Source organism: Vibrio penaeicida (assembly GCF_030689305.1).
Lineage (GTDB): Bacteria > Pseudomonadota > Gammaproteobacteria > Enterobacterales > Vibrionaceae > Vibrio > Vibrio penaeicida_B.
The window spans coordinates 190,818-202,897 of sequence record NZ_JAUYVM010000001.1 but is presented as its reverse complement, the minus strand read 5'-3'; the positions used below and the strand labels follow the sequence as shown (position 1 = coordinate 202,897).

Genomic DNA, 12,080 nt, shown 5'->3' with positions numbered 1-12,080 from the left:
TATTAGGCGCTGTTTCCAAGCACTTTTAGAGTACTGTTTTTAAGTCATTTTCGAGCCAATCTTACTGTTGGTTATATCAATTTATTTTTTATTTATATCCTTAATTATTAATACCTTACGCTATAATTTCACTTATCAAATAGCCGCAATAAATATGGCTTTACTCTCATAAATTTTTGAGAGTAATAATCATTTCATTCTGAATTTTAGAACAAAGCGTGATAACGGTACATCACGTCTTCTTCTTGTACTTATCCTCTGGGCATAATTCCCACTCAACGCGTTGAATTATAAATACTCTTGTCAATTCGAGGAAAAAATGAAAAGGACTCATATTCTTAAGCTGAGCACTATGGCTGCGGCTTTACTTAGTTGTGTTGCGACTGCAGCACCAATGGATCCAAATGATGACAATGCATACCGTCATTTCCCAGCCAGCGTATCGGCTGAGATAGAAAGTAAGTATTACCTGTATAAAGATTCGCACGCGAAAGATCTTATTTGGTATGTGCCCAAATCTGGTTACGTTTCCTACCGTGGTCGAGGAAATAACACTCGTCCAAACTTCAACGCATCTAGCTACGTACCAAGGTTCGGTACTTGGGCGGCACTTCGCCCTGGTGAAGCTCAAATCCGTATGGGTGGCGCATTCAATACGATGGGTCGTGTTGAAGATGTTAACTTCTTAAAGCTTGAAGCTGAGAAAGCGGGCTTTAAAGTTTCTCCTGCAGTAGTCAATCGCGGCACGGCGTTATTTGTTGTTGATGGCATTGATGCTAACGCAGATGGCCGAATTGACGTGCAGTGTGTGGACGAGCCTCTGACTATCACAGATGCGTTTGGTGAAACAGTCAGTGTCAATATCAATAAGTGTTCCGTGACTGCCATCGATGGTACTCAACAAGAAACCTCTATTGTAGAGAAAGCTTACGCTAAGGTACCAAGTGGTAGAACTAGCTCCTCTGTGAATGTTCCTTTCCAGTTAGTGACGTTGCCTGATAACGACATGACCAACGTCATTCAAGACGACCTCATGGTGGGTAACAGCTTAGCTCCATACTTTAGCCTTGTCGTTGATTGGGAGCTGGAAACAGAAAGAGCGACACGTGCTGCACGTATTACTGTCGACTGGAATCAGACATTCGAACAAGCGCATACATTTGCGGCTTACCACAACTACGCTTGTGTCGATATTGAAATCCAAGCGTTCTTTAAAAAGCTCGTTCAGGAAGGAAAGGGCGTTTACGTTGAATACTACAACCCTGAAACTGGGCAGTATGAAGAGAAAGCACCAAACCAAGCGGCATTCATAAAAGCAGTCGAAGGCATTCAAGCAGAGCTGCAAGCAGAGTTGTTTGATCAAATTCAAGAGTACAGCCAATCACAACTAGGGCAAGTAGACACTAGTACCAACGCTATGTGGACGTTACGCGCTAACTATGAGAAGCAAATCCTGAAACGTCACGAAACCAGAACCATTAACTGGAACCCTGGTATGTCAATGGAAACAGTACAAACTGAAATGAGTGTGGACTGTGTTGTTGGTGGATTCGGAATGCCTGTTGAATGGAGCACCGAAGTAGGTTGTCACGCGATTGTTGATGACGTCACTACGCCGTAACGGAGAGTAACTCTAGGTTATGGCTCTCGTCATAATCTGGATTATTGCTCTTTGTAACGCTAATGCAGTGTTTAGCCCACGAAGTTCGTGGGCTAATTCAAGGACTACCTATGATGAAATTGACTCATTTACTTGCTAGTGCCGCACTCGTTTCAGCAGTGTCGGCGCATGCTAGCGATTACACGCTGTCTTTGTTGGATTTTAATTCCACAATAGATAACGGCGACATCGTTTTCGCCCCATTTAAAAATACCACACGTGGCACTGGTTACGTTTGGTTTAGAGATTATGAATACGATTACCGGCTCCCTGTTGCAGGAGAGTATCGAACTAAAACACTAACGGTCAGCTTTGTTCCAAGAAGTGTTCAGAGCGGAGAATTTACAACTTTTGCTCGGGAAAACAACATCCGACCAAACAGAAAGACCATCGTTCCTGACGATGCAATTCTTTGTCAGCCTACTCAAGCGTTAACCGACTTGCTTACCACATTTGAGTACTCTTCTGTGTCAACACGTCAACCTGGTTACCCTAAATTGTGTAGCTTAGTGATTCGTTACAACACCAGCTTAGCCAAAGAAGCTCAATTACTTGAACTTATCGATACTAAGCAGCTAATGCATGCAAAGTTTTCGCTGTCAGACCCTGCTGATCAACCCGCACCTGGTGTGTTCATCGAAGTGCCAAGTATTGTCAATCAGTTGGTTGAACAAAAGGTACTGGAACACGATCTACCATTGCCACCTGAACCACCAGTACAACCGGACCCGCCAGTATCACCTGAGCCAACATCAGCCGATCAAGCGGAAACCAGCCCTCCTCATGTTGATATTGGATGGTATGGATTGAGTCAAGGTATTAACTTTTACTCTTCTCATGTTGATCCGACTTTGTTTGGCTTTGATGCAGGAACAACTGTAGATAAGTCGCTGCTGTTTCAACGTTGGACACAGTTCATAGACCTCTTTTTAGTGATAGACCAGCAGCCTGGATACTGGGTTATTCCAGAAAAAGCAGCATCGGAAAAGATCGTTATTTCAGAGCCTATGCCTTCAACCCCGTTCGTTGAGGTTATGTACTGATTTTCTATGCCTTTTCTTATTACCTACTTTAGTTGTATGTGGGTTCGTTGCGTTATAGTTTCCTTGCTAGGCGCAACGTTTTTACTGTCTTTCAATGGATACGCTCTTGAGTTGGATGATCGCACTTATAAAACGGCGATAGAACAAGAATGCCATGGCTGCCATTTTGATAACCGAATGAAACCCGTCGGAACTTTACCAAACGGTTCTCGAAAATGGACCGATCAAAAGTGCGTGGCGTGCCATACAGAAATTGACGAAATAGCGTACAACTACAGAAATAAGATCTCAGATCCACGATACGTCGCACTTCCAGTGAAGGACAAACGTCTTGAATCTATGGAGAAATACCCCCTTTCTTATTTACATGCACCCATATGGCCGATGTTTGAAAAACAAACGGTCAGAGTTAACCGAAAAACGTTAGCCAAATTCCTCAACGCCCCACATGGTACCTGTGACGGCAATAGCTGCAATGCCCCTAAAATGATGGCTTACACCAATATTTCTGAAGATGAAGTGATAGCGATCAATGAGCATTTGGGCGCCATACCCAATGAATCGAATTTAGAGGTGAAGGGCTCGATAAAGAAGGGAGAGGCGTTGTTTAAACAGAGTTGTTCTATGTGTCATGGCAATAGCCAGTTATCAGGCTATAACGCGAATGCGATGAGTTTGTTTTCTGCCGATTGGATCCACCAATATGCCAATGGTAAGGCGGTGGAAGGGAGAACCATGCCCAAATTACCAATCTCTCGTATCGATGCTCATGACCTTTATGCTTATTTTCAACACTCACGTTCTGAAAATGAAAAAGCCTTAGCCAAGGCTGTTTCGCAGGTATCGGCTGATTTCGAACAACTTCCGACAGGGAGTATTCCGCCTAAAGCGTTGACCTATATATGGAACCGTTTATGGCGAGATACGGGCTGTGTGCATTGTCATGGTATTGAGGGCAGGGCGAAAGAGGTCTTTAACATGGCTGGCAAGGAGAATATAGAGCAATGGCTAAGTGAAAGCGACCCGAGCATTTTATACCAACGGTTGGCTATACGGGAAAAAGAGAAAGAATTTGGTATGGGAGCGACTCCAGCAGGGATGCCTGCAACCGGGCGCCCGCTACCTAAACCACTCATTAAATTACTGGGTATCTGGATAAAGTCTGGTTGCCCAAATGAAAAGAACGAAAATATTTGCAAGGAAAAATGGAATCACCATGCGCAATAAAATCGTAAACATCCTTATTCAGAGCTTATTACTGATATCTGTTTTAAACAGTGGCGCAACCGCCGCTCCCATAGACCCTTCATTAAAAAATGTAGAAGCTGAATTTCCCGCAGATATTCTGCATAAGTTTTATCTTTACGGTGATACCGTAGACGCAAATCTAGTGTGGTTTGTGCCTAAATTTGGTTCGATCGCACGAGACAATACTGGGTTTAATCAACCAGAGTTTGATATCGGCAGTGCTTATAGCGAACATCCAAATTATTTCCCGGGAGAGGAGCTGGTTTGGTTCAGTGGCGCGTTTGATACTAGAGGATTTGAAAATGATATTGAGCACTTGTCTCAGGTCGCATCTCAAAAAGGGTATCGAATCTTAGCGGCACAACCCAAAGCCGCAGAGACGTATTTTGTGGTTGATGGTGTCGACGTACAAAGTTTAGATTTGGATTGTTCTGAAAGCATTAGTACGTCATATGGGGATTTTCCAATTTGCTACGTTTTTGATCAGCAAGGCCAAAAGCACCCCGCGGAATTTGTAGCAAAGTTAGAATCGACGCTGCCAGAAAACACTATGAGTGATTATGTCGGTTTTAGAGGAATAACGGTTCCTTTTTGGAAGGACACGTTAAAAGACTTAATGGGGTACGGCTTAGCGATCAATGACCCCTTCGTGGGACAAAATTGGGACGACAAAATTCAGGTAGTCACGGTGTGGGAGTTAGACACGCACTACAATCGACCTAGAGCGCGAATCAACATCAATTGGCCAGATCTAGTACACCGTTTTATTGAATTTCAAAAAGCACACCCTGCGTTACTGACGGTGAGTGACATCAAACACCAAATAAATTCATGGGTAAGAGTTGCTCTCGCGACACAAAACGCCCCTTTTTATCTCCACACTTTTAGTACAAACAATGATGTTAACTTGATTACTGATGCCGTATATAAAGTGTTGAGCAAGAGAAGACTGTTTGTTCCTCAGTGGGTGTTCACACGCCCTCCAATCAAGACAAATGTTTCTTCAAATGCCACTCGCAGTGAAAAGCGTTTAGTGCCTATCGCTAATGGTGGGATTACGTTTTTTGTACCCGCGATGGTAACAGCCAAGCCAGAACTTAGATTTGCGATTAATCGTTCTGCGGCAAACCAGCCAAGACAAGACATTGATTTACACTATGGTCCGAGTGTCCTTACCCTCAATCCACAAACTAACATGTACATTGAGTGCTTGCATGGCGGCTGGAATTTACCTGTTAGATGGGCGCGTACATCAGCGTGTTTGGATACACATTCCGATAACCAAGTTCGCCCACGCATCAGTTTAGATGCCATGAAAAAATTCATGCCTCCTCCTTTGAAGTAACCAATGGCGGCATGCGGAAAATGTACGTATGAATAGATCGTACTATTCAACTTATCGCATGCCGTTTCATTATTTTGGATGTTAACTTAGACGTACCGTTGACTTGGTTTTTTCTTCATTCGATTCTTTCCATCAATTCGATTTGATTACCAAATGGGTCGCGAAATTCAAAACGCTTAACACTGGGGATTTGAAAACTTTTTTTGATGATGAATCCGTTGGCTTCTAACGTCTTTTTATACATATCAAGATCATCGACTTCGTAGGCAATATGGGCAGACGTGAAAGCCCGGTAATTTTCATTTTCAATCGCAAAGTGGATGGCGACGTCACCAAGCCCTAACCAAATACTCCCATTACCTTCAAGAGTTTTGGGTTTTTTAATTTCGCTGAGTCCAAGCACGTTACAATAGAAGGCTTTGGCATCTTCTTGAGCGCCGCTCGGAATAGTAATTTGGATATGGTTGATTGCTTTAAGCATTCTTTTCTCGTTAGATTCAATTGAGAGTAATTTGTTGAGGGGTAAAGCGAGCGAGTAAAGTCGGGAGGTGCTCTGCGCCACAATCACGGGGGAGAAAGCGGCACAGAGCGTATTTTTAGTCCATTGTAGGCATTATGAAATCGCTTTTGTGTTTCTCAAGTCGGACACTGGTTGGCCAGCGAGTGGTGACGGTTTTCATTCTTGTATAGAAACGCACCCCATCATTACCGTGAACGTTCAAAGGTCCAAATATTGAGCGTTTCCATCCACCAAAGCTATGGAACGCCATTGGAACAGGAATAGGGACATTGACACCGACCATACCTGCCAAGACATCTTCACTGAACTGTCGTGCGGTTTCGCCGTCACGGGTAAAAATGGCCGTTCCGTTACCGTATTCATGGGCATTGATAAGTTGTAGTGCCGTTTGATAATCGGGTACACGAACAACAGACAAAACCGGTCCGAATATTTCTTCCTGATAAATGGTCATATCTGGCGTAACGTGGTCGAATAAAGTTGGACCAACAAAAAATCCGCTTTCATGCCCTTCCACACTGCAGCTTCTTCCATCTATTGTGAGTTCTGCTCCTTGCTCTTCACCTGAATCGATGTAACCAATGATCTTTTGTCGATGTTCTGCGGATATGACTGGCCCCATGTCGTTTTCTTTGCCATCTACTAGCCCAGGGCCTACTCGCATAGCCGCTATTTTGCTTGCTAGTCCTTCAATCAGTGCATTTGCGGTATCATCACCGACTGCGACAACCACTGAAAGCGCCATACAACGTTCACCTGCTGCCCCGAAACCTGCGCCGAGAATAGCGCTCGTCGCCATATCCATGTCGGCATCTGGCATCAGAATACAGTGGTTTTTTGCCCCACCAAGTGCTTGGCATCGTTTGCCATGGGCCGATGCGGTTGAGTAAATGTATTCTGCAATTGGAGTCGATCCAACAAAGCTAACGGCTTGTACCGACGGGTGAGTGAGCAAAACATCGACGGCTTCTTTGTCTCCATTAACCACGTTGAATACGCCATCTGGCAGCCCTGCCTGTTTCAGTAACTCAGCCAGCATCAATGCAAGTGAAGGGTCTTTTTCTGAAGGCTTTAGAACAAATGTGTTACCGGTCGCGATGGCTATGGGAAACATCCACATTGGGACCATCGCTGGAAAGTTAAAAGGTGTTATACCTGCACAAACGCCCAATGGCTGCATGATAGAGTGGCTGTCTACACCACTACCTACATTTGCCGAGCTTTCACCTTTTTGAAGATGTGGGATACCGCAGGCAAACTCGACCACTTCAAGACCACGCGTTAACTCTCCCATGGCATCGGAAAATACTTTTCCGTGTTCATTGGATATCAATTCTGCGAGTGTGTGGCTGTTTTCTTCAAGTAATACTTTGAACTTAAACATGACACGAGCACGGCGAAGTGACGGGGTTTTGGACCACATTGGAAAGGCGTTAGCGGCAGCTTCAATAGCTTCTTCGACTTCCGATGCTAGGCTAAGTACTACCTGTTTGGTCTGCTGCCCTGTGGCAGGGTTATACACTTTCCCAAATCTATCGGTTTGGCTTTCTACGCGCTGCCCGTTAATAAAGTTGTTAATGGTTTCCATAGTTTTTCTCCTGCTAGCGCATAAATTAGGAATGTCGCTGTTGCCAGACTGATACAAGCTGGTGGTAGTTATTCTTTACTTTTGAAATAAACGTTTCGTCGTCTATTTCACACTTTAGCCACTGTTTCGTGGGCTCTCCAAAGATGGAACGACCTACAGCAAATCCTTGTACATTTTTACTTTGAGCGGCATCTTGGAATCCTTTTGCAAGTTGATCCAATGGTGCATCTAGCCCAAGTAAAACAATGCCACGGCAATAGGGATCTTGCTGTTCAATAAGTGCATCGATGTCTTTCCAGCCTTGTTGCTCTATCGATGGCAATTTCCACCAGTCGGGCTTTATTCCTAAGTCATAAAGCTGTGAAAGCGCTGAGGTATATAGCTGACCTTCTTCCTCTGGTGAGCATGGCGCTGAGTCTTTAGGTAAAATGATTTCCAACAGCAATTCATGACCACTTTGGCAGCAAGCTTTGTAGATCTCCTGTAGATCTCGTTGTTGCTGAAGTTTGAGAGATTGCTCATCGTTTGGATGATAGAAAACCAAGCATTTAACGATATGCTCTTGTGGCCAGTTCACAAGTTGGCTACCGATATTGCCATGCTCAAGCATGAGAGGGCGTGAGGAAGGCTGCTCTATAGGGCGACCAATCCAAACCATCGAGTCATTATTCTCTTTAATCCCAGTAGCTTGGTTCAAAACATGCTGACCAAAAGTACCGTCGCAGAGAATACCGGATTTGCCTTGTAGCCCTGCTTCTTCGGTAGCTTGACAGTAAGTCTGCCAAATCAATGACTTAATGTAAGGGATGGTATCAATTTCGCGATTAGCTTCTAGCGCCATCTCTGCGAATTGAGCTCGGTGGTCAAACGCGAGAACACAGATATCTTTCCATTCTCTTGCTCGCTTTGTGACGCGATGGAGGTGATTCAGCTCGTGACTCACATCTGGGCGAGGAATGTTTTCGGCGTGCGTTATGTAATAGTCGAGCTCAGCTTTTGTTGGCATAGCTGGAGCACAGCCGTGTCGAGACACAACCAGAGCGCCACATGCGTTAGCGTAATTGCAGCGCTGCTCCCAAGATTCTCCGTTTAGATAACCACGCAACAGACCCGACATAAAAGCGTCGCCAGCACCAAGTACATTGAGGACATCCACTCTTACCCCTTTAACGGTAATGCCTTCATCTAAGGTTTCAGGAATATCTGTGGTAAAGACGCTGCAACCCATAGGGCCACGCTTGCAGACCAACTCTGCTTTAGAGTAGTTTCGAATCCCTTTTAATGCCTCAACGGTATCTGTGGATCCTCCTGCGATGTGAAATTCTTCTTCAGTCCCAACAATCAAATCAAAGTAGTGCAATACATCTTGAAGTGACTGGGTCACGCTATCTGATTCGATGAATCGAGTTTCACCATCACCTAAAGAGGTGAGCCCCCAAAGAACAGGACGATAATCGATATCCAATGCGGTTTTTACACCGTGTTTTCGAGCATAAGATAATGCAGTAAGTACAGCTTCACGTGAGTTAGGGTTTGAAAGGTGTGTACCAGTAATGGCTAAACATCGCGACGAAGCAATGTAGCTCTCGGAGACGTCATCTGACGTTATCGCCATATCGGCACAGTTATCGCGGTAAAAAATAAGTGGAAAGGTGTCTTCATCTTTTATGCCGAGTAGGACCAGTGCGGTCAGTCTGTCTTTGTCGGTAATTAAATGCGAAACATCCACACCAGCACGAATCAATTCTTCTCGAACAAATCGCCCCATATGTTCGTCACCCACTCGTGCCAACATGCCAGATTTTAGCCCTTGAATGGCCGTACCATAGGCGACATTTCCGGAAGAACCGCCTAAATACTTCGTAAAGGTTGACATGTCCTCTAAGCGAGCTCCTATTTGATCGCCATATAAATCGACGGCCACTCTGCCCATGCAGATAACATCGAGCTTTTTATCCACTTCTTTCATTCCTTGCTCCTGATACCTCGAACTCACTTATATTTCGTACTCACTTGCATCTATTGATGTCCTTCTTTGCCCTGAAGCGAAGTAATACATTGAATCAATTTATGAATGAAAGTGGCATATCGCAAATATAAATATTGAAATAAACATTTCATTTAATCTACATGTGAAATTTTTGAATCGCAAGATCTTTGTTGTTTTTTTGAACGGTCAAGAAGGGCTGTTAACAAAGCCAAGACGCAAATTGAACTCGAGAGAAATGAATTGAGCTGAAGAGAAACGGAAAATTGGCGTTCTATCCAAACCTGAATTTTCTTCTAAAGATGATTCTCAAGTGTCCGATAAATAAGAAATTAGTAAATAATCTAATCGAGTCAAAATATTGACAATGGTATGTAAGTCATACCTGTTGGTGTGTCGGATAAAATTCGCCATTAGATTGACGAGTTAGCATGAAAAACTTAGTCCTTGGTCGCTAGTAATTTACTAATCCTGTTGATAGATTGTGCCTGTAAAATATTTGTTAACACCAACTTTGGGTTGTGACAAATACGAGTTTGCAAAAGGAGGTTGGGAATATGCGAACGCTATCTGTTCATTTGAAAATTACACTGCTGGCTGGTCTCTGCCTGCTCTTTACATCGGTGAGCTTGATAGGTTTTTCAATCTACAATGCAACGGGCAACCAGAAGATTGTCATTGACCATAGTTCCCAATCCGTTATCGATAAATCTCAGCAAATCTTAGCTGGCATGGCCAAACTGAATGCTGCAGAAGTTCAAACTTATCTTGATGAAGCAACTTACCGCGCCGAAATGCTGGGTGAGAGTGCGTTATTTTTGCAGCGCAATGCATTAGAAAACTTTACTCCGAGTGAAGAACTGCGAACCGCGCTCAATGAAATGGTGAATAACACGGTAGTACGTTTTCCAACCGTGCGTGGAGCTTACCTTGTTTTTAACGAAGATGCGCTTGATGGAGAAGACAGTAACTATCATGGTGCAGACTATGTAGGCTCCAACGAAAAGGGGCGATTTGCCAGCTATTGGTCAATTTCTCCTGAAGATGAAACGCTTGTTTTTGGTGAGCCGCTAGAAGAAAGTAAATTGATGGATTCGTCTCAGGCTGAGCGCTTTCTATGCCCTATAAATTCCGGTCAAGCTTGCGTTACCTCACCACGAATTACCAGCAGCCAAAATGGTGATGTGTTGCAAACCTCACTGACTGTTCCACTTGTATCTGAAGAAGAAGTGGTTGGTTTCCTCGGCGTTGAATTATCTCTTAATGCTCTGATTGATACGGTGATGCAGTCGGATCAAGCCTTATTTGCAGGTAAAGGGCACATTACGATTCTGAGTTTAGATGGCACTTTGATCGCAACAGACGATTCGAGCGCAAAACTGGGCGAAAAATATCAAAGCAATAGGGTCAGTGCTTCTATGCTGGAGGGTTTCCTATTTTCGAGCGAAGTCCAAACCCAATGGAGTGCCGATAAACAGTGGCTCACGGTGTTTTCACCTGTCTCTGTAGCAAACCAAACTTGGGGCGTTATGTTAGAAGTGCCTCGCGAGAGCGTATTGGCCGACGCGACTCGACTTGATTCGGTTATAACTGAACTGGTTAATGGCTCCATTTCAAACGAATTGATGGTCGGTGTCGTGCTGGTTCTATTTGGCTTGGTGTTGATCGCTGGTCTTGCTACTCGCTTAGTGAAGCCTATTAAGGAAGTGGTCACTCGATTAGACGATATTGCTTCTGGGGAAGGGGACTTAACTCAGAGACTGGATGTCCAAACCCAAGACGAAATAGGTCAATTAGCGGCGGGCTTCAACAAGTTCTTAGATAAGTTGCAAGTGATCATCAAAGAGGTGGTCGCAACGACGCACGATATTTCTTCGACATCAGAACAATCGGGGCAAGCGGCATCAGTGACTCGCCAAAGCAGTGATGCGCAGTTTAAAGAGGTCGACTTGGTGGCCACGGCGTCTGAAGAAATGACGCAAACGGCGGGCTTGGTCGTTCAAAATGCCGAAATTGCGGTTCAAGCGGCAAACGAAGCCAATATGTCTGTCTCTCAAGGTAAAGAGGTGATTGGCGACTCTTCGGATGAAATGACGAAGTTGGTTGATAAAATGACCAGCGCAGTGCCAGTGGTTGAAGACTTAGCGAAGAATAATGCGGCCATTACCGAAATCCTTTCGGTGATTGAAGGCATTTCAGAGCAGACTAACTTGTTAGCGCTAAACGCTGCGATAGAAGCGGCGCGCGCAGGAGAGCAAGGGCGAGGCTTTGCAGTGGTCGCCGATGAAGTACGAAACTTGGCAAGCCGAACGCAAGATTCAGTAGGCGAAATCCGAGAAGTAATTGAAAAAGTACAAGTCGGGACCAAAAATGTTGTGAATGCAATTCAAGAAGGAAATGAACTGGCCGCACACACACATGATCAGGTTGATAAAGCGGTAAAAGAGCTTAATACAATCGATGAATCCATTGTGGCCATTGTGGACATGAACTCTCAGATTGTAAAAGCGGCGGAAGAGCAACAGTCGGTGTCTGGAGAGGTGAATCTCAACGTGTCTAATATTCGTGAGCTAAGTGCACAGATTTTGGAACAAGCAGAATCATCAGAAAGAATCAGTAAAGAAATTTCCGCAATATCTTCACGACAAAAAGACTTGGTCAACCAGTTTAAAGTGTAGGTTTGTTACCC

At 44.3% G+C, this 12,080-nt stretch carries 8 protein-coding genes; 5 read left to right on the top strand and 3 right to left on the bottom strand.

Features of this window, described 5'->3' with window-relative positions; all coding sequences use genetic code 11:
- Positions 1–319 precede the first annotated feature (319 nt).
- From Q8W40_RS00825 to Q8W40_RS00810, 4 genes are all read left to right on the top strand, one after another.
- A complete protein-coding gene (locus tag Q8W40_RS00825; RefSeq protein ID WP_305395468.1) occupies positions 320–1,621 on the top strand; it encodes a hypothetical protein in 1,302 nt (433 codons plus the stop codon).
- Between the two features lie 110 nt (positions 1,622–1,731).
- A complete protein-coding gene (locus tag Q8W40_RS00820) occupies positions 1,732–2,703 on the top strand; it encodes a hypothetical protein (RefSeq protein WP_305395467.1) in 972 nt (323 codons plus the stop codon).
- A 6-nt stretch (positions 2,704–2,709) separates the two neighbouring features.
- A complete protein-coding gene (locus Q8W40_RS00815; RefSeq protein WP_305395466.1) occupies positions 2,710–3,930 on the top strand; it encodes a c-type cytochrome in 1,221 nt (406 codons plus the stop codon).
- Positions 3,920–5,296 carry a hypothetical protein gene (locus Q8W40_RS00810; protein ID WP_305395465.1) on the top strand — a complete coding sequence of 459 codons (1,377 nt, stop codon included), beginning with the start codon at positions 3,920–3,922 and terminating at the stop codon, positions 5,294–5,296. Before Q8W40_RS00815 ends, Q8W40_RS00810 begins: the two co-directional genes overlap by 11 nt.
- Before the next feature lie 115 nt (positions 5,297–5,411).
- Here Q8W40_RS00810 and Q8W40_RS00805 read toward each other — a convergent pair whose 3' ends face one another.
- The 3 genes from Q8W40_RS00805 to Q8W40_RS00795 all read right to left on the bottom strand — a co-directional run bounded on the left by Q8W40_RS00805 (position 5,412) and on the right by Q8W40_RS00795 (position 9,373).
- Positions 5,412–5,777: a VOC family protein gene (locus Q8W40_RS00805; protein ID WP_305395464.1), complete on the bottom strand. Its 366-nt coding sequence runs from the start codon at positions 5,775–5,777 to the stop codon at positions 5,412–5,414.
- Positions 5,778–5,892: 115 nt separating this feature from the next.
- The gene (locus Q8W40_RS00800) at positions 5,893–7,404 is read right to left on the bottom strand and encodes a CoA-acylating methylmalonate-semialdehyde dehydrogenase (protein WP_305395463.1); all 1,512 of its coding nucleotides are present in this window, start codon (positions 7,402–7,404) and stop codon (positions 5,893–5,895) included.
- Between the two features lie 25 nt (positions 7,405–7,429).
- A complete protein-coding gene (locus tag Q8W40_RS00795; RefSeq protein ID WP_305395462.1) occupies positions 7,430–9,373 on the bottom strand; it encodes a bifunctional 5-dehydro-2-deoxygluconokinase/5-dehydro-2-deoxyphosphogluconate aldolase in 1,944 nt (647 codons plus the stop codon).
- Positions 9,374–9,948: 575 nt separating this feature from the next.
- Here Q8W40_RS00795 and Q8W40_RS00790 point away from each other — a divergent pair.
- Complete coding sequence (locus tag Q8W40_RS00790) at positions 9,949–12,069, top strand: methyl-accepting chemotaxis protein (protein WP_305395461.1); 2,121 nt, start codon at positions 9,949–9,951, stop codon at positions 12,067–12,069.
- Positions 12,070–12,080 lie beyond the last annotated feature (11 nt).